This window comes from Shewanella marinintestina (assembly GCF_023283845.1).
Taxonomy (GTDB): Bacteria; Pseudomonadota; Gammaproteobacteria; order Enterobacterales; family Shewanellaceae; genus Shewanella; species Shewanella marinintestina.
Window position 1 is genome coordinate 39,181 of record NZ_JAKILC010000016.1, and the last position, 18,223, is coordinate 57,403.

17 protein-coding genes are annotated in these 18,223 nt (G+C 44.0%); 9 read left to right on the forward strand and 8 right to left on the reverse strand.

The window, feature by feature from the left end; genetic code table 11:
* Positions 1–169: 169 nt before the first annotated feature.
* From L2747_RS16100 to L2747_RS16125, 6 genes are all read left to right on the forward strand, one after another.
* Entirely contained in the window at positions 170–436 is a 267-nt protein-coding gene (locus tag L2747_RS16100) for a DksA/TraR family C4-type zinc finger protein (protein ID WP_249000029.1), read from the forward strand.
* A 235-nt stretch (positions 437–671) separates the two neighbouring features.
* Positions 672–1,802, forward strand: coding sequence for an S-(hydroxymethyl)glutathione dehydrogenase/class III alcohol dehydrogenase (locus tag L2747_RS16105; RefSeq protein WP_249000030.1), 1,131 nt, complete (start codon positions 672–674; stop codon positions 1,800–1,802).
* Between the two features lie 94 nt (positions 1,803–1,896).
* Positions 1,897–2,736: an S-formylglutathione hydrolase gene (fghA, locus tag L2747_RS16110; protein WP_249000031.1), complete on the forward strand. Its 840-nt coding sequence runs from the start codon at positions 1,897–1,899 to the stop codon at positions 2,734–2,736.
* A 223-nt stretch (positions 2,737–2,959) separates the two neighbouring features.
* Positions 2,960–3,286: a DMT family transporter gene (locus L2747_RS16115; RefSeq protein ID WP_220778443.1), complete on the forward strand. Its 327-nt coding sequence runs from the start codon at positions 2,960–2,962 to the stop codon at positions 3,284–3,286.
* 128 nt (positions 3,287–3,414) lie between these two features.
* Complete coding sequence (locus tag L2747_RS16120; protein ID WP_249000032.1) at positions 3,415–3,834, forward strand: DUF6491 family protein; 420 nt, start codon at positions 3,415–3,417, stop codon at positions 3,832–3,834.
* Positions 3,835–4,180: 346 nt separating this feature from the next.
* Positions 4,181–4,723 (forward strand): outer membrane beta-barrel protein, encoded by a 543-nt coding sequence (locus tag L2747_RS16125; protein WP_249000033.1) that lies wholly within the window; start codon positions 4,181–4,183, stop codon positions 4,721–4,723.
* A gap of 66 nt (positions 4,724–4,789) precedes the next feature.
* Here L2747_RS16125 and L2747_RS16130 read toward each other — a convergent pair whose 3' ends face one another.
* Together L2747_RS16130 and L2747_RS16135 are read right to left on the reverse strand one after the other, a co-directional pair.
* Entirely contained in the window at positions 4,790–6,436 is a 1,647-nt protein-coding gene (locus L2747_RS16130; RefSeq protein WP_249000034.1) for a ShlB/FhaC/HecB family hemolysin secretion/activation protein, read from the reverse strand.
* 180 nt (positions 6,437–6,616) lie between these two features.
* Positions 6,617–7,837 (reverse strand): threonine/serine exporter family protein, encoded by a 1,221-nt coding sequence (locus tag L2747_RS16135; protein WP_249000035.1) that lies wholly within the window; start codon positions 7,835–7,837, stop codon positions 6,617–6,619.
* A 211-nt stretch (positions 7,838–8,048) separates the two neighbouring features.
* Between L2747_RS16135 and L2747_RS16140 the strand changes: the two genes are divergently transcribed.
* From L2747_RS16140 to L2747_RS16150, 3 genes are all read left to right on the forward strand, one after another.
* The gene (locus tag L2747_RS16140; RefSeq protein WP_249000036.1) at positions 8,049–8,447 is read left to right on the forward strand and encodes an MAPEG family protein; all 399 of its coding nucleotides are present in this window, start codon (positions 8,049–8,051) and stop codon (positions 8,445–8,447) included.
* Between the two features lie 219 nt (positions 8,448–8,666).
* The gene (locus L2747_RS16145; RefSeq protein ID WP_249000037.1) at positions 8,667–11,030 is read left to right on the forward strand and encodes a YgiQ family radical SAM protein; all 2,364 of its coding nucleotides are present in this window, start codon (positions 8,667–8,669) and stop codon (positions 11,028–11,030) included.
* Positions 11,031–11,132: 102 nt separating this feature from the next.
* Positions 11,133–11,474 carry a YkvA family protein gene (locus L2747_RS16150; protein ID WP_220778428.1) on the forward strand — a complete coding sequence of 114 codons (342 nt, stop codon included), beginning with the start codon at positions 11,133–11,135 and terminating at the stop codon, positions 11,472–11,474.
* Between the two features lie 15 nt (positions 11,475–11,489).
* Here L2747_RS16150 and lpxL read toward each other — a convergent pair whose 3' ends face one another.
* The 6 genes from lpxL to L2747_RS16180 all read right to left on the reverse strand — a co-directional run bounded on the left by lpxL (position 11,490) and on the right by L2747_RS16180 (position 18,195).
* Positions 11,490–12,419 (reverse strand): LpxL/LpxP family Kdo(2)-lipid IV(A) lauroyl/palmitoleoyl acyltransferase, encoded by a 930-nt coding sequence (gene lpxL / locus L2747_RS16155; RefSeq protein WP_249000039.1) that lies wholly within the window; start codon positions 12,417–12,419, stop codon positions 11,490–11,492.
* A 132-nt stretch (positions 12,420–12,551) separates the two neighbouring features.
* Positions 12,552–13,613: a porin gene (locus L2747_RS16160; RefSeq protein ID WP_249000040.1), complete on the reverse strand. Its 1,062-nt coding sequence runs from the start codon at positions 13,611–13,613 to the stop codon at positions 12,552–12,554.
* Positions 13,614–13,756: 143 nt separating this feature from the next.
* Positions 13,757–14,728, reverse strand: a complete 972-nt coding sequence (locus L2747_RS16165; RefSeq protein ID WP_249000041.1) for a formate dehydrogenase subunit gamma — start codon at positions 14,726–14,728, stop codon at positions 13,757–13,759.
* A gap of 107 nt (positions 14,729–14,835) precedes the next feature.
* Positions 14,836–15,426 (reverse strand): TorD/DmsD family molecular chaperone, encoded by a 591-nt coding sequence (locus tag L2747_RS16170; protein WP_249000042.1) that lies wholly within the window; start codon positions 15,424–15,426, stop codon positions 14,836–14,838.
* The gene (locus tag L2747_RS16175) at positions 15,426–15,971 is read right to left on the reverse strand and encodes a 4Fe-4S dicluster domain-containing protein (RefSeq protein WP_248471513.1); all 546 of its coding nucleotides are present in this window, start codon (positions 15,969–15,971) and stop codon (positions 15,426–15,428) included. Before L2747_RS16175 ends, L2747_RS16170 begins: the two co-directional genes overlap by 1 nt.
* 10 nt (positions 15,972–15,981) lie before the next feature.
* Complete coding sequence (locus tag L2747_RS16180) at positions 15,982–18,195, reverse strand: molybdopterin-dependent oxidoreductase (RefSeq protein ID WP_249000043.1); 2,214 nt, start codon at positions 18,193–18,195, stop codon at positions 15,982–15,984.
* Between the last annotated feature and the right edge of the window lie 28 nt (positions 18,196–18,223).

Sequence of the window (18,223 nt, forward strand, 5' to 3'; positions counted from 1 at the left end):
AGTCGAGTGCTGCTGATTGATACAGATAATCCGCTTTAATCACTCATGCATCTTCAGCCAATGTCGACTAAAGAGCAGACTTCAACTATAGGTTAATGACTGCTAATTGTACGGGTCATTTCTCCTTATCATTTATTGGGCAACACAATTGTCATGCAGAGGTATCAATATGGCGGGTGGATGGTCTAGAGATGGTGCAGTGCAAGACCAAATTGACAGTAGTGTTGAGGACGCAGTAGCCGAGGCAAGAAGTCGACTACGCAATGGTATTAGTTTGCTGCATTGTGAAGAGTGTGGTGAGCCGATCCCAGAGGCAAGACGCAATGCAGTTATAGGCGTTCGGCTCTGTATTAGTTGTCAAAATGAAATTGATAACCAACAGGCTAAACAACATCTATTTAATCGTCGTGGTAGTAAAGATAGCCAACTGCGCTAATGCTTACACGATAGAAAATCAGTCGCAATTAATTAACTAAGCGGCTTGGGTTTAGCTCGAGCCACATAAAGTGCTTCATGTAAATAATGAAGCCATTTTTAAAAGATTATTACCATATGGTAAAGGTAAATTACCTATTGATGGGATTATCAATGTCAAACAGGTAGTTATAATCTTTCCATACCCACTGCGGTGAACCACCGTATATAAAGTTTATTAAGAGTAGGAATACAAGATGACAGCACAAACAATCAAATCAAAAGCCGCAGTAGCTTGGGCCGTTGGTCAACCACTATCTATGGAAATCGTAGATGTAATGCCACCACAAAAAGGTGAAGTGCGCGTTAAAATGATCGCCACTGGTGTATGCCACACTGACGCATTTACATTATCAGGCGATGATCCTGAAGGTATCTTCCCTTGTATTCTTGGTCATGAAGGCGGTGGTATTGTTGAGTCAATCGGTGAGGGCGTAACTAGCGTTCAAGTTGGTGACCACGTTATCCCACTTTACACTCCTGAGTGTGGTGAATGTAAATTCTGTAAGTCTGGTAAGACTAACCTTTGTCAAAAAATTCGTGAAACTCAAGGTAAAGGTTTGATGCCTGATGGCACCACACGTTTCTCTAAAGATGGTGTTGATATTTTCCATTACATGGGCACATCAACTTTCTCAGAGTACACAGTATTACCTGAGATCTCTCTAGCGAAAGTTAACCCTGAAGCACCGCTTGAAGAAGTGTGTCTACTAGGTTGTGGTGTAACAACCGGTATGGGCGCGGTAATGAACACCGCGAAAGTAGAAGAGGGTGCAACGGTTGCAATCTTCGGTATGGGTGGTATTGGTCTGTCAGCGGTTATCGGCGCGGCAATGGCTAAAGCTTCACGCATCATCGCTATCGACATTAACGAAAGTAAGTTCGACCTAGCACGTAAGTTGGGTGCAACTGATTGCATCAACCCTAAAGATTACGACAAGCCAATCCAAGACGTAATTGTTGAGCTAACTGACGGCGGCGTAGATTACTCATTCGAGTGTATCGGTAACGTACATGTGATGCGTAGCGCATTAGAGTGCTGCCATAAAGGTTGGGGTGAGTCAGTAGTTATTGGTGTTGCGGGTGCAGGGCAAGAGATCTCAACTCGTCCATTCCAACTAGTGACTGGCCGTGTTTGGAAAGGCAGTGCATTTGGTGGCGTTAAAGGCCGCTCTGAACTACCTGAATACGTCGAGCGTTACATGGCTGGTGAGTTCAAGTTAAATGACTTTATCACTCACACCATGGGTCTTGAGCAAGTTAACGAAGCATTTGACCTAATGCACGAAGGTAAGAGTATTCGTACTGTTATCCACTTCGGCAAGTAATTAAGTCGTACAAAACAACAAGCGCTTTCGGGCGCTTGTTTTTTAAGAGGGTTAATGACTCTCGATGTTACAAGTTTTTAGGAGTCGGTATTACATGACTGTAGAAAATATCAGTGTAAATAAGAGCTTTGGCGGCTGGCATAAGCAATATAGCCACCAGTCTACAACCCTTAATTGCGCCATGCGATTTGCGGTTTATTTACCGCCTCAAGCGTCAAATGGTAAAAAAGTACCGGTGCTTTATTGGTTGTCAGGCTTAACCTGTACCGATGAAAACTTTATGCAAAAAGCCGGTGCACAGCGTATGGCTGCTGAGCTTGGTATTGCGATTGTCGCACCTGATACTAGCCCGCGTGGTGACGATGTTGCCGACGATGCTGGTTACGATTTAGGTAAGGGCGCTGGTTTCTACGTTAACGCGACCCAAGCTCCATGGAACCGTCATTACCGTATGTATGACTATGTGGTAAATGAATTGCCACAGTTGATTGAATCTATGTTCCCGGTTAGTGATAAACGCTCTATTGCCGGTCACTCGATGGGCGGTCACGGTGCATTAATGATTGCTATGCGCAATCCGCAGGCTTATCAGTCTGTATCAGCATTCAGCCCGATTGTTAATCCAGTTAATTGCCCTTGGGGTAAAAAGGCATTCACCGCTTACTTAGGCCGTGATACCACAACTTGGGCTGAATACGATGCTAGCTTACTCATGCGGCAAGCTACTGAGTTTGTGCCTGCTTTAGTTGATCAAGGTGAGGCTGATGATTTTCTTATCGAGCAGCTAAAGCCTGAAGTGCTAGAGGCTGCAGCTAAGGTAAGCGGCTATCCGTTAACACTCAACATGCAAGAAGGTTTCGATCATAGTTATTACTTCATCTCTAGCTTTATCGAAAACCACCTGTGTTTTCATGCCGAGCACTTGGCTAAATAGACTAGTCATCGATTAAGGACACGCGATTCTGTGCTGAGATACTGACTTAAAAGCTGCCTGTAACGGCAGCTTTTTTATTGCCTTTAAAAAGATTATTACCTAAGGGTAAAAGTCATTTGTATTTTATGGTGATTATCAATGTTAGCCAGATGAATATAATAGCTGTATTGATTTAAACCTCTTTGCAAACATGGCGTTGTAGAGCAAATACCAAGGTAATAGCATGAGCTGGATTTTTCTTTTATTGGGCGTAGTCGCGGAAGTGTTATCTCATGTGGCATTAAAAGCCACCGATGGTTTTAGCAAGCCATTACCTGCGGCACTGGTTATCTTAGGTCACCTCACAGCGTTTATTTTTTTAGGCCAAGCAATGAAGGGCATGCCAGTTGGTGTGGTACATGCTTTATGGGCAGGTTTAGCGATTGTGTCAGTAACATTAATCTCAGCACTATTTTATCGTGAACATTTGGATATGACGGCTTGGGTCGGAATGGTACTGGTAGCAGCTGGCGTAATGATGATTAACTTTTCACAGGGGCATGCTCATTAATGCTTGTGAGGTGTATTTTTCATTCGCATAATTTGATTGATTAGAGCGATCTTACTATTGAGCTTAGATTACTTTGGCGGAATAAGTTCGAGCTGCTACATTCAAGTAAAACTGTCAGGAGATAAATTATGCGTTTATTGAATACGATGCTAGTGATAGTGCTTATGGTGCTCAGCGGTTGTGCATCAACCGAAGCCAATAAAGAGCGTGATGCGATGTATACCTTCCCGGATCTTGAGCAAGTTAACTCGATTGATAATTTCCGTATGGATGGCTGGGAAAGTGTTGATAAATACTCTGTTATTGTTGATTCACGTCCTAGGCAAAGCTACTTATTGATTTTGAATGGCGGTTCGAATGACTTTAATTTTGCTCAAGGTTTATTAGTGACCTCAAGTTTAGGGAAAGTCACCGCTGGTTTTGATACAGTTTCGACAGTGCAAGATCCTATGATTAAGTCGCAAATAAAACGTATTTATAAGCTAGAAGATAAACAGCAGAAGAATGAGATTAAAGCCAAAATAGAGGCTTTTGTCGATAAGAAATAGCGATATTAAAATGCTGCTGTTGTCGGCATAGGGTTGTGAACTACAACCTTTCAGAATTAGCTTAAAGGAGCGTTTTAAAGTTCTTTTTATTACAATCACCTTACAGTTTAGACGCTGACTAACTCCCGCTCAAAATTGCCAATTTATACTCTTAAGGCTGATTTGAAATCTCTTTTTAGCATGAGCTTTAGTTGTTGATTCTGCAAATCTCGTTGGTTTACTGTCATGTTTTTCGATACAAACTGACTGCCAATCGCTAGTTTTTCCATCGGCTTTAAATCGTTAATCTAGCCTCAACATCACTTACAACTGGTAAGCGATAAAATTTAAATTGAGAGTGAGGTCGATGATGAAAGCAAAAACAATTCTAGTGAGTGTATTGTGTTCTGGTTTGATGGTTGGCAGTGTACAAGCCGTTGAAGTCGATTTCTTTGCTGGTGCAGCAGTGGGCTACCAGATGGATAAAGTCGATGGTGGTGTTAACCATGATACTGAAGATATGTCATATCAAGGTCGTATCGGGGTTTTGATTGAACAGCAGCACAGGATCACCGGTACTTTTGGCTATATGGAAGATGAGTTCTCTGATGCCAATACTGACTACAAGCAAGAGCAATACAGCTGGTTGCTTTCTTATGATTATCTAATACCTGTACATAAAGATGTAAATCTATTTGTCGGTGTGAGTGCCGGTGCGAATGACAATAAGATTGCTGGACGAGCCTCAACTGACTTTGTCTATGGTGGACAAGCGGGTGTGCAATATAAATGGACTGAAAATCTATCGTCCGATTTAGGCTATCGCTACTTAGCGCAGGACTACAGTGAAAACGCCATTGATATCGATAATAGCCAACAAATCTATTTGACCTTAGATTATAAGTTCTAGCTCGCTATCATAGAGCTGCAGGCTGATGAATCGAAAGGAGTCGATTTATCTGTTGTGCCCATATCATCAAAAATGATTTTTCACCTGAAAACGCCATTCCCAACTATTTACCTCTGGCCCAGAGGTAAAGGGCACGCTTAAATCAATATGGGCAACATTGCCATAGCTGGATTTTGAAGAGTATACCCTAGCACCAATACCAAAACTGCCAATAGGTGATGAGATAGCGTTGTTGTTATCGTTACCGCCAAATGCTTGGCCAATATCAGTGAATACCGCCCAGCCTAATTCTGCTAGTTGGTAAAGATCAATATTTGGGTAGTTACGCAGCTCAGCGGTAAAAGCCCATTGATTATCACCGTATTGGTAATCGTTAGGGTAGCCGCGAATGCCAGTTTCATCGCCAAGTGCAAATGGTCTGTCTAAGTAATTATTTTTTGAAGTGCTTAATCTTAGTTTTGAGTATGCGGTCCATTTGGGCGCGAGTTGATAGAAATATTCTGCGGCCAGATTTAGTTGGTAGAAATCTTTTTGACTGGTGGCAAATACGCCTTCAGCATCCATTTCTAGCAAGAGCAGTTGCTCATCTGCTTGATAACCGCGACTCGATTGCCAATTGAAATGGTAGCCAATAGGTGAGTCGTCATTGAGATCGCGGGTTTCGATGCCTAGCTTAATAAAATGCTGCCAACCTAAATTAAAGTCTTCGTTATAATTTATCAGGTGAATATTTTGTAGGACTTTAAAGTCATCTTGAATGTATTGGTAGGCCAGCCATGGATAAAGAAAATCTCTATCTTGGGGTAACTCTGAAGTCGGATAATTGTCGACATGGTTAAATTCATGGCGATCTTGGGTTATTCCCATAATGATCCGCGACAGCTGTTGCTCATCTTTATCTATTAACCAGCCTAGCCGAGCATTGTTGTAGCTAACCGCGTGTTCAAATTCATTAATGTCTTGGCCATTTTGCTTTAAGGTGTCGATACGTAAATCATTCAAATATTCAGCCGAATACATGTGATTACCGTCAAGGGTATAGAAAGGTTTTTCAAAATATACATGTTGTGCATGACCGTCACTATTATCGTAAAAATCGGCTGCTATCGTCGCGTGTTTGATAAAGTTTACCGGAGCCTCAACCGCAAATTTATAACCGGTTCTGTCGGCATTAGATTGGTATTTAAATCGAGTTCTAACGCCATATCCAAATAAATTATCTTCTTTTATACCGACAGAGAACTTACTTTCACCCCCGCTGCGGCTAGCGTTAAATGTCGGTAGTAACGACCAGTTATCCCAAGTCTCGACTAAAACATTTTGACCTTCGTCGGCTAGGTCGGCATCGGGAGCTGGTTCTGAGTAAGTGATTTTCGCATCGCGTATATAAGGCTCTGCCCGTAAAATACGTTGCATCTCATCAAGATCTTTTTGGCTTACACTTTGCCCTTCTCCAAAGCTGAGCTTATTGCGGATAACACTATCTCGAGTATTAATATGTAAGTAGTTAGCCCAGCGGTGAATAAAGAAGGTTTCAGGATCTGAGAGATCAAAGATATCGTTACTTTTTATAACAATGTTCTTGATGGGCTTTTTTTCTAGTGAACTGGCAAGTTTATCACTAGTGGATTTAGGTATTTTCGGAGCAGCAAAAGCCGCATCGCTATGGATGCTGTAACTAATAACAAATATTAGACTGCAAACCCGCTTCATTATGCTGATTTCCTCCCTGACTAGTGCCTATTTTTACCTGATGGTGAAAAAGTATTCTATAGGGTAAGCATAGTTTAGATAAGCAATAACGCACTGATTTTACTTAAGCAAAAAAGTAAATGTTAGAATTGAAAAGAGCGCTTAAAGCGCTCTTTTCAATTTAGCTCATCGCTATAACAGCTATAAGGTGCGCCTCGGCGGTACGGCAACGTTGGCAAAGATTAAGCCAGCCACAATCGACATAAAGATTAAGAAGATTTGAATGCCCAAATGTGACTGGTTAAAGATAGTTTCACCAAGAATTAAGGTGTTAAGGCCAATATAAGTTTTACTGCCAGGCACCAAAATGACAATGCCTTGTAGTAACGCAATCGAAGCAGGCGCTTTCATCCAGCGAGCGAACAAGTTGGAGTAGATCCCAACGGCAAGAGCGCCAAAGAAAATCCCAATAGACTCACCAAAGTAAATACCACCTAGCATAGCAGAGAAAAATGCCACTATTCCGGCCATAATGCCCCAAGGAGAGTCCTTTAAGCGCGCTTTAAAGATAATGACTAGTGCGGTTGAAAGGATTGGTACAGCAGCCCATATTCCCCATTTGGGTATGGATTCTGGAGGTAAATAAGTCACTTCACCAAATAGGGCTTTACCAATTGCCATGCCCAAAATCACACCAAAGTAGAGTTTGAACAGCAACATAAAGGCGTCCATCACTCTTGCTGTACCGGAGATTAAGTCACGCGCCGCAAGTTCAGCGAGTCCTAAGGTTAAGGCCAAGCCCGGAATAAAGATAATAATTCCCGATAGAATAATGACAGGAATATTCACAGATGGATCGATTTGTGCAATACCGTAGGCAAGGGTGGCACATAAAATGGCGGCAAGGGGTTCGAGCATTTCTGCCATGCGTTTTGAGCGTTCTGCGCGGTAGACTAAACCATAAACCATCAGGCCTAACATGCCAGACCAAAACACATCGTTCCAACTAGTGCCCATGAGCATGGCAAATGCACCAGCTGAAGTACCAAAAGCTAACAAAGTTAGCTTAGTACCATATGGGTTAGGTTTATTGGCTATCTCTTCTAAACGCTCAAGTGCTTCTTGAAGGGTGCGCTGGCCAGACATGAGTTCTTCAACTAACTCGTCGGTGCGAGCAAGTGCGCCTAAATCTAAATCACCAGGCTTAACTCTGGCAACATGGTTGTACTCTTGGTCTTCATTATGTTGCAACACAAAAGTCATTGCGGTAGGAGAAATTAAAAAATAACCTTCAATACCGAGTACATTAGATACGCCCTGAAGGTGAGTTTCTAAACGATAGGCCGGTGTGCCAAATTTATGCAGGGCTTTACCAAGTCTGATAATAAAGCGGCGTTTTTCTAAAAATTCTTGATTATCCACTACCATGTTCGCTTTAGGTGATTACAGTTCTTATCTAATCTAAACAGTAGTTTAGGGCGTTGTTATTGTTGTATTAGACGCAGACGTTTATTCGCCATAATTTGACCCGCGCATCTTACCTTATTTGGGCCAAAAAAGTTGCCATTTATTTACATAATGTTCGTTAATTGTAATGCTGTGGTGTTAAACACCAATTTAAATGGAAACAATCATGTCACTGGCTATATCAGGGCTGTATATCAGCCTCACAGCATTACTTATCGTTACGCTAACTTATCGAGTAATTAAATTAAGACGTACCCACAAAATAGGCATAGGTAATGCCGGTAATGAGTCGCTGACGCTAGCCCAAAGAGTGCATGCAAATTTACTTGAAAATGCACCGATTGCTTTGTTGTTGCTGCTAGTTGCAGAAACTAATGGTACCCATCACCTAGTATTGCATGTGTTTGGCTGTATTTGGTTGGTTGCCCGCGTACTGCATGCTGTAGGTTTAACCCAAGGAAAGGGGGGGTATCATATCGGCCGTTTTTGGGGCATGTTATTAACTTGGGCGGTGATTATTGGTTTAGCCCTAGTAAACTTGTTTTCGTTTATTATGATGCTTTAGGTTACCGTATTGATTACGCCTAAAAAGCCTCAAAGCCCTGCCCATTAATACCCACAGCCAAATTATGGGATAAAGGTCTATACTAAAAAAAGCATCAATCTGATGCTTTTTTAGTCACACCTTGCAGGCGTAGCCTGTTATACTCCGCGTCCCCGATGTGAGAGCTATTGGGGCGCAATATCTGCGTAATTTTTGTATTTCAGTTAGGCTGCCTAATCCATGCAAGTAGAATCCACGTTATTTACCTTTCCAAAGTATCGCCCTGAGCTCACGCGCCCAGCGCCTTTTTTGCCTATGTCTCGTAAAGAGATGGCCAAGTTAGGCTGGGATAGTTGTGACATCATTATCGTCACAGGCGATGCCTACGTGGATCATCCAAGCTTTGGTATGGCGGTGATTGGCCGCATGCTCGAAGCTCAAGGCTTCAGAGTGGGGATTATTTCTCAGCCAGATTGGTCAAACAAAGAAGACTTTATGAAGTTAGGTAAGCCTAACCTCTACTTTGGTGTGACCGCCGGTAACATGGACTCGATGATTAACCGTTATACCGCTGAGCGTCGTATGCGTCATGATGATGCTTACACCGCGGGCAATATCGGTGGCAAACGTCCTGATCGCGCGGTAACCGTGTATACCCAGCGCTGTAAAGAAGCCTTTAAGCAAGTACCAGTGGTGATTGGTGGTATTGAAGCCAGTTTACGCCGCATTGCCCATTACGATTACTGGTCTGACAAAGTGCGCCGCAGCGTGATTTTAGACGCTAAAGCCGACATCTTAGTTTACGGTAATGCCGAGCGTCCTTTGGTAGAACTGTCGCATCGTTTAGCGGCAGGTGAGCCAATAGCGGAATTACACAATATCCGCGGTACTACAGTCATTCGTAAAGAGCCATTACCTGAATGGAAGGGTATGGACTCGCGTAAGATTGATCAGCTGCATAAGATCGATCCAATTCCAAACCCGTATGGCGCCGATGACGTAGGTTGTAAAAACCTGTCTGGGCCTACGGATGAAAAGATTTTTGATAATGACGCGCCAAAGGCGGTTAGTGTTCAGCCAGCTAGACCCAAGCCATGGGAAAAAACCTATGTCTTGTTGCCTAGTTACGAGAAGGTGTCTGAAGATAAATATCTCTATGCCCACGCATCACGTATTTTGCACCAAGAGCAAAACCCAGGCTGTGCTCGTGCGCTGTTTCAAAAGCATGCTGAGCGTGCGATTTGGGTTAACCCGCCTGCGTGGCCACTAAATACCGATGAAATGGATGGTGTGTTTGATCTTGCTTATCAGCGCGTTCCGCATCCATCGTACGGTAAAGAGAAAATTCCAGCTTACGACATGATTAAGACCTCGATCAATATCATGCGCGGTTGCTTTGGTGGCTGTTCGTTCTGCTCTATTACCGAGCATGAAGGACGCATTATTCAGAGTCGCTCGCAAGACTCGATCGTGAAAGAAATTAAAGATATTCAAGATAAAGTGCCGGGCTTTACCGGGGTAATTTCTGACTTGGGTGGCCCTACGGCCAACATGTATCGTTTAGGCTGTACTAGCGTAAAAGCCGAGAGTACCTGTCGCCGTTTATCTTGTGTGTTCCCATCGATTTGTGGCCATTTAGACACTGATCATCAAGCAACTATTGACCTGTACCGCGCAGCGCGTGACGTACCGGGTATTAAAAAGGTACTGATTGCGTCTGGTGTGCGTTATGACTTAGCCACAGAAGATCCGCGTTACGTGAAAGAGCTGGCAACCCACCATGTTGGCGGTTACTTAAAAATTGCCCCAGAGCATACCGAAGAAGGTCCGCTCAACAAGATGATGAAACCGGGCATGGGCACTTACAACAAGTTTAAAGAGCTTTTCGATAAGTACTCACAAGAGGCGGGTAAGAAGCAGTATTTGATCCCTTACTTTATTTCGGCGCATCCGGGCACGACCAATGAAGATATGGTGAACCTGGCGTTATGGTTAAAAGGCGAGAAGTTTAAGCTCGATCAAGTACAAAATTTCTATCCATCGCCAATGGCAAATGCGACCACGATTTATCACACAGAGCTTAACTCGCTGAAAAATGTTAAACATACCAGTGAAGAAGTTTCAGTGCCTAAGAAAGGCCGTCAGCGTAAGCTGCATAAAGCTTTACTGCGTTACCATGATGCAGAGGGCTGGCCGCTGATCCGTGAAGCGCTAATTGCCATGGGTAAAGAGAAGCTGATTGGTAATGGTCCAAATTGCTTAGTGCCTGCAGAATCTCGCCAAGAGCGTGAGGCGATTCGTAATAAGAAGAAGCTGAATACTAAAGATGACGGTAAAGGTAAAAAAGCCTTTACCCGTTTCTCCGGCGATCAATTTGATGATCGTAAAGAGGACGGTAAGTCAGGGCAAAATAAATCAGGGCAAAACAAGTCCGGTGCTAACAAAGCTGGCGCAAATAAGGCAGGCGGTAAAGCTGGTGGCAATAAGTCAGGCCTGAATGGCCAATCCGGACAAGCTAAGTCAGGGCAGGGTAAGCCGGGCCAAGCAGGTAAACGTCCTCCTAAAAAGAATGCTTGGGGTACAACGCCTAAACATCAAAGGTAAATAGGCTATTTTTTTGGAATGCTAGCGACAAGATTGCTATAGCTAAATAAACTAAAATAAGGGAATATCTTAATGGATATTCCCTTTTCTATGGGTGCGAAAATGACGCAACAGACAAACGATAATATTGAATATAGCGACGAGAGCTTTTGGCTGAAGGTAAAACTATTTGCTAAAAAAGCCGGTCGTGAAGTGATCGATAATGCTTTGTGCTTGTATTATGCGGCTAAGCGTCCTGACACGCCTAAATGGGCTAAAACGGTCATCTTCGGCGCGCTAGCCTATTTTATTTCACCGATTGATGCGATACCGGACTTAACGCCAATTATGGGGTTCTCTGATGACTTGGGTGCTCTAGCCGCTGCACTAGCGATGGTGTCTATGTATGTTGATGATGGTGTAAAAAACCAAGCCGCTGAGAAAACCGCAGCTTGGTTTGATTAGCGTAAAGCCCGAGCATTAATAAAGGGATGCTTCGCCATCTGGACGATTCTTAAAGCGTCTATGTAGCCACATATATTGGCTCGGCTTAGCCATAATAGACTCTTCAACAATCTTATTGATAAAGCAGGCGCCAGCATGTTCATCCCCCTTAGGAAACTCATCTATCATTGGCTCTTTAATGGTTAAGGTGTAGTGACCGTTATCGTTATCACGTACAAAAACCACAGGCACGATGGCGCAGTTAGTATTGTCCGCTAACAGGCTAGTTCCCGTTGTTGTACAAGCATTTTCTACCGCAAATAGCGGCGCGAAAGTGGAGCGACGACGGCCGTAATCATGATCCGGTGCGTACCACATAAAGGCACCATCATTAAGCGCCTCAAGCATAAACTTAACGTTTTTGCGATGGATCAGCGTATGACCACCCTGAGAGCGGCCTTTCAACTGAAAGTAATCAAAACACGGATTATTGTTTGGGCGGTATACCGCCATGCCCTGTGCATATTGGCCAAATGCCCGGCCACTTAACTCAAGGTTGAGTGAATGCACGGCAATCAGCAGTGCACCACGTCCTTCAGCTTTTAGCTTGTCGATATGCTCCATGCCAACCACTGTGGTGTGTTTAGCAATGCGCTCATTAGACCAAAACCAAGCCATACCTGTTTCAAGTAATGCCAAGCCTGTATTTTCAATATTCTGTTTGGTTAACTTTTCACGCTCGGTGTTTGTCATGTCAGGAAAACACAGCTCAAGATTACGCTTGATAGTGCGGGTGCGACGCTTCATAAAGCTAAGTACAATGCGGCCGAGTAGTTTGCCTAAACGAATTTGAATCGCGTAGGGCAATAGGCTGCAAAGGTAGCTAACGCTAATGATTAATAACACGCACCAATATTTGGGATGTAACATTGCGAGCGAGAAGGTTGGTACTGTGTACTTACTCATTAGAGGGGGAGCTTTTAGTGATACAGAAAAATGTCGCGCGATTATACGCGATGTTTAGCCTTTCAGCTCTCTCTATATTAGATAATTCAGCCGCATTAAATATGCGGCTGATAAGTAGAGCTTTTTACTTAGTTAGCCTTGCCAAGTTAGGTTAAAGTCGTATCTAAAGCCGATAGTAACGGCATGGTCGTCGTCACGATTATCAAAGCTTTTGTCTAGATATTCGAGGTGCACACGTACGTTGTCGATTGGATTCCACTCTAGCGTGGTATTAAAACCGTTGTAATCGGATGAGGTGATATCATTGATACCATCTTTAAACTGGAAATAACCTAACTTAATTTTGTAGTCATCAAAAATTGGATAGGCTAAAGCGGTATCTAAAGTGCTACCACTGCGAGCTTTATTCATGCTGCCAGTGTCATAGTTATACTGTTTGTCTTGGTAACTAATCGCAAGGTAGAGATCATTACTAAAGGTATAGGCCACCACGCCACCAATCGTTTTATCGTCACCTTCTATATTTTGTACATCGGTCGTATTTTGCGTGACATAACCTAAACCAATGTGTAGCTGGTCGATATCGTAACCCACACCAAGGTTGACCATATCAGTCGCATCATCACCGTTGTCGCCATCAAATTGTGCGCCGGCCATCCAAGTAAAATCGCCAGTGACTAGTTGGTAAGTAACAAAGTTATCGACGAAAAATGGGCTTTCATGGTCGTAAGCGTATGGGCTGTTGCCATGATTGAAGATATCAACATATTCAGCCACTAAAGTGTACTGAGCTGGACGTTGCTTACCAATCCCCACTTGACCATAAGGTGATGCAATCGCAGCGTAGGCTTGGCGGGCTTTACCAAAATTACCCGAGTTGGCTATATCGACACTCCATTCGCCTTGAGCTATTGCAGTCCAGCCGTCAGCAAACTCAGTACTGGCTTTAATGCCAACGCGAGAAAGTGCATCGCGCACATCCCAAGTTTTATCTTGGCTATCATCTAGGTAGCTCAAGGTTGGGCGAATAGAGCCATACAAGCTGACTTGGCTATTTTTGAACTGTGATGGTGCGGTATTATTTTCTAGTTTGGCGATGCGCGCTTCTAGCTCCGCTGTGGTTGCGTCGCTAGCGTAAGCGTTTATGCAGCAAAGACTAACGGCCGCAGCTATGAGTGATTTGAATGTGTGCATTAGTGTATTTCCCTATCTTTTGGCTGCAACAAGTCGCCCTCTCTAAGGACTAGAGTTGGTGCAGTGCGATTAAATATGATTAGTTGCTGTGCCCATCAGCATTTACGCTGATGGGCGGGTGAAGCGTTATGTTTGGATTCGCTTTAAGCTTGTTGCTTTAGCTCTTTGAACCAAAGATTATGGTGCTGTTTAGCCCAGTTCTCATCGCAGTAACCCGAGGTCATATTTGACATGCCACCCTCAGACATTACAGTCGCCATAAAGATATGTACGACAGAGAATGCACTGATGATAACGGTAGAGATAATGTGCACTAATAGCATGGTGTTAGCGGTATTTTTGGTGACCACAAATGTCTCTGGGAACATCATAGTTAGTCCTGATACCACCATCAGTCCGCCAAATAGGGCGAATACCCAAAACCATAGTTTTTCACCCGCATTGGCAAAGCCTGCATCTGGGTGATGCTTCTTGCCAGTATTTAGGTAGCCACCCAATACAGCAAACCACTTAATATCGTAGCTAGCCGGAATTTGCTTTGGCGCCCACATTAAGATCATCAACACGTAACCTAAGATGAACGGGAATGCCATTAGCTCATGCAAGCCGCTTGATAAACCGACCAGTGATGCCCAGCCTGATTGATTCATACTCGGCTCAAAGTATAAGCGGCCACCTGCTAGCACTAATCCAGTGAGGATAAGTAGCATGCAAGCAATAGCACCCAGCCAATGCACGCTGATACTCAAACCTGACCAACGCTTAATTAACTTGCCAGAAAAGCCTTCGTCTAAGCGTGAAATACCATTAACTATGATGAAAATGATAAACAGGCCGATGACAGCAAATAAGCTGGCGTAGACTAAAAATGCGATGGTATCGGTTGCGCCCAAATAGCCAAGCACGGTTTCATTGGCATCTTCAGGTATTGCAGTTGGTAGTTGTAGCTGCGCCTGAGTTGGCATACCGCGTAACTCTGGTATGTCACCAGCAATGGCTTCAACTTTAATTGGCTGCCATTGTTGTGGTTGCAAGCTTGCCTCTTCAGCCATTGCGGCAGTTGAGACAAACAGGCCAAGCACAATAAAACTTAACCATTTTATTGCTCTGTTCATAGGTCACTCCTTTGGCGATGTTATTCGCCTCTTTTGGCTACACAGCATATTTGTTGGTGCTGTGGTTAAAGCCAGATCCTGAAATGTAATAGGTCGTTGGTTGACGCCTACTCATGCAGTTGTTTAGTGATAAAAAGTTGCAGCTCAACAGCAAACTCACGCCAAAAATCATGTTGAGCGTGTTGTTTAATGCCTTCACAGAAAGGATTAATCCATACACCAAGGTGCTTATTAACAAACTCATCAGCTATAGCGTCTAGTTCGTTAGCAGCATCGAGGTTATTGGCTTGTCGCTGCTCACTTGCAAGGGCGTGCACACAGTAAAGAAACTCCAGTTCATTACCGATAAAATCAGCTGGCTCATTGAATTTGTCATCAATGACTAAACCTATTTGCTGATAGAAATCGGCGACTTCAACGGTTTCATCTGTGTTTATGACATGGTTACCGCTGCGGTATATCCCTTCATAAGGGGCAACCAACAACTTATATGGCCCAATGCACATTCGATTGAAGTCAAACTCCAACTCAGATGCGTCATCAATGAATTTATTCGCCTCAACCAACAGTGGGCTTTGCGGGTTATTTGACTCTAGATAAGTGATTAACCCTTGCAATGCTTCAGCTTCTGATGGAAAGAAGATCATTGATTTAAAGGCAAAGTACGCCGTTGCCATCGGACCATATTGGTTTGTCATTATGCGCGTTCCTTAATAATCACCATGTTAGGTTTTGTGATGCAGTCGCCGTATCCAATGCCTTGCTTACTGGCTGATGGTTTCTTAAGCACTTCGTCAATATTGCCGATTTTGATACACTCAACAGGACAACCAGTAACACAGGCTGGCTGCATGCCACGATCGAGTAATTCAACGCACATATTGCACTTATCTGCCTTGCCATCGTCTTCACGAATGCTCACTGCCGAGTATGGGCAGGCACTGGCACATAGGCCGCAACCTGTGCACTTTTCACGATCTAACACCACAATACCGTCGTCTCTGACGTGGTAGGCCTTTGCAGGACAAACCATTAAGCAAGCAGGGTTTTCACAATGCATACATGAGTGCGATAGCCACACATCTACTGCACCGTCATCGCGCTTAACTTCATAGCGATCAACCTTACGGAATCGATGGTTCTCTGGTAGCTCATTGTGAATTTGGCAGGCAACAGTACAGGCACCACAACCGACGCAGTTTTCTTGTCTGAAGACAAAGCCTACTCTTTTGTTCATAGTCATTATCTACTCCTTAGGCTTTTTCTAGCGCGACATTGGTCGAGTGGTAGGCTGAACACCCGCCCATATCGGTCAATTTGTCGGTGGTCAGGTTGTTGGTGCAGCTCGCTTTACCGTAAGGATCCATTCGGCGCCAGTTGTTTTTTGGTGCCATAACGGTGCCACGGCCAACTTGTCCAGAAACTTGCGCAGTAAAGAATGCTTCGCCACGATGGTTACTGAGTCTGACTCGGTCGTTGTTTTTAATGCCTAACTCTTTTGCATCTTCGGTATTGATCTTGGCCAAATATGCTGGGAAGTTACGGATGTACTTAACGTTGTAGAAAGAGCTGTTAGCACGCTGCGGGATCGCGGGTGATAACATACGGAACGGCAACGTCTTCTCTTCAGGGATCATCTCGTCTTCAGGCAAGCCGAAGTCAATAACTGGATGGTAGCCAGCATCTTTCATCATTTGTGAGTAGAACTCGATCTTGCCGCTATCAGTTTTATATTTACCATCACCAAAGTAAGGGCGTTGGTCATAGACGGTGACAAACTTGTCTTTAATGATCTGCTCGTAAGTGATGTTATTGTGTTTAAATGCGGGCTCTTCAGTGTCTAAGAAGTCACGTAAGATCTGTTCGTAATCAACGCGCATCTCTGGGTGATAATCCAGTCCCATATGCGCCGCTAACTCTTTAAAGAAGATCCAGTTATCTTTAGATTCACCTAAAGGCTCAATCACTTTTTCAGAAGTTTGCATGTGGTAGCAGTTGTAGTCAGTACCCATATCTGGGAACTCAAACTGGGTAGTTGATGGCACAATGATGTCGGCAAGTTCTGCGGTATCTGTCATCAAGAAGTCGTGCACTACTAGGAATAAATCATCACGCATTGCGCCTAAGCGACAAGCATTTGAGTCCGGCGCAACAGAGACAAAGTTACCGTTGTAGTTGATCACAGCCTTAATTGGCTTAATAGGCTTACCGTAAGCGGTTGGGTTAGTTGGATGGATTGCTTTAGCGATTTCAGTCATGTTGACATGACCAACAGTGTCGCCATTAGGGTGAATATGGTCTGCACGGCCTTTTGAGTAGTTAAGGCTGTCATCGGCTTGGGTATTATCATAGATAAAGCCGTTACCAATCTTACCGTATTGACCCGCGACGGCGTGCATCATGGCGATGGCGCGAGACATACGAGCACCGTTATAGTTACGCTGCATACCGTAGCCTAAACGAATGACTGATAACTCTGACTCACCATACACTTTGGCAAACTCGAACATTTTCTCTCTTGGTACGCCGGTAACTTGTTCGATCTCGTCATAGCTCATTTCATCAATACGTTTGAGCAGATCTTGATAGCCAAGTGTATTGGCTTCAATAAACGCCATATCTGCTAAATCATTATCGATGAGGTATTTCATGATACCTGTCGCCAAGTGAGTATCGGTACTTGGCTTAGGTTGTAGCCAGATATCTGCTTGCGACGCAATGGGTGTGCGCATAGGGTTAACGACTAATAACTTGGCACCGTTATCACGAGCTTGGTTAATAAACTTAATACCGTGAACGTTAGTGGCTGTTTCGTTTTGGCCCCAAGAGATATAGCAATTGGTGTAAATGTTGTCGTATGGATCGGGTCCTTGATAAGTACCAGTGACAGACTTCAAACCTTCATAAGCCGCGAAAACACACACTTTACGATCGAGCTTACGAGCACCTACAGCGTTAAAAAAACGGCTTGGTCCGCCGTATTTACCAATAACACCTTCGTGACCCGAGTAGCTGTATGGCAAAATGGAGTCAGCGCCATGCTCCTTGATGATCTGTTGTAAACGGCTAGAGATTTTGGCATAGGCCTCGTCCCAGCTAATACGGCGCCATTTACCTTCACCTTTTGCTCCGGCACGTTCCATTGGATGCAAAATACGATCGGCTGCATAAGTGTACTGCACGTAGGCATGACCTTTAACGCAAGGAGATGTACCCATTTTTTTCATCTCGGATGCGCCTTCGACGTAAGTCATACGGCCATTTTGTACAGTAAACTTCAGCAGGCAACGGTCGGCACAGTTTCGCTGACAAGTGTGATAAACGATTTTACCTTCGCGTTTCAGCATCTTGTCTGGTGCACCGCCACGTTCAGTTGCATTGGCAATGCCTGGCATTAAGCCAGACAAGGAGCCGACAACAGAACTCGCTCCAACTCCCTGCAGGAAGGTGCGTCTGTTAATTTTCATATGTTTTCCCCATCTTGATAGTGTTGAT

Coding starts and splice junctions, on each gene's coding strand:
- L2747_RS16100 (WP_249000029.1), top strand. CDS start 170: ATGGCGGGTGGATGGTCTAGAGATGGTGCAGTGCAAGACCAAATTGAC.
- L2747_RS16105 (WP_249000030.1), top strand. CDS start 672: ATGACAGCACAAACAATCAAATCAAAAGCCGCAGTAGCTTGGGCCGTT.
- fghA (WP_249000031.1), top strand. CDS start 1,897: ATGACTGTAGAAAATATCAGTGTAAATAAGAGCTTTGGCGGCTGGCAT.
- L2747_RS16115 (WP_220778443.1), top strand. CDS start 2,960: ATGAGCTGGATTTTTCTTTTATTGGGCGTAGTCGCGGAAGTGTTATCT.
- L2747_RS16120 (WP_249000032.1), top strand. CDS start 3,415: ATGCGTTTATTGAATACGATGCTAGTGATAGTGCTTATGGTGCTCAGC.
- L2747_RS16125 (WP_249000033.1), top strand. CDS start 4,181: ATGATGAAAGCAAAAACAATTCTAGTGAGTGTATTGTGTTCTGGTTTG.
- L2747_RS16130 (WP_249000034.1), bottom strand. CDS start 6,436: ATGAAGCGGGTTTGCAGTCTAATATTTGTTATTAGTTACAGCATCCAT.
- L2747_RS16140 (WP_249000036.1), top strand. CDS start 8,049: ATGTCACTGGCTATATCAGGGCTGTATATCAGCCTCACAGCATTACTT.
- L2747_RS16145 (WP_249000037.1), top strand. CDS start 8,667: ATGCAAGTAGAATCCACGTTATTTACCTTTCCAAAGTATCGCCCTGAG.
- L2747_RS16150 (WP_220778428.1), top strand. CDS start 11,133: ATGACGCAACAGACAAACGATAATATTGAATATAGCGACGAGAGCTTT.
- lpxL (WP_249000039.1), bottom strand. CDS start 12,419: ATGAGTAAGTACACAGTACCAACCTTCTCGCTCGCAATGTTACATCCC.
- L2747_RS16160 (WP_249000040.1), bottom strand. CDS start 13,613: ATGCACACATTCAAATCACTCATAGCTGCGGCCGTTAGTCTTTGCTGC.
- L2747_RS16165 (WP_249000041.1), bottom strand. CDS start 14,728: ATGAACAGAGCAATAAAATGGTTAAGTTTTATTGTGCTTGGCCTGTTT.
- L2747_RS16170 (WP_249000042.1), bottom strand. CDS start 15,426: ATGACAAACCAATATGGTCCGATGGCAACGGCGTACTTTGCCTTTAAA.
- L2747_RS16175 (WP_248471513.1), bottom strand. CDS start 15,971: ATGACTATGAACAAAAGAGTAGGCTTTGTCTTCAGACAAGAAAACTGC.
- L2747_RS16180 (WP_249000043.1), bottom strand. CDS start 18,195: ATGAAAATTAACAGACGCACCTTCCTGCAGGGAGTTGGAGCGAGTTCT.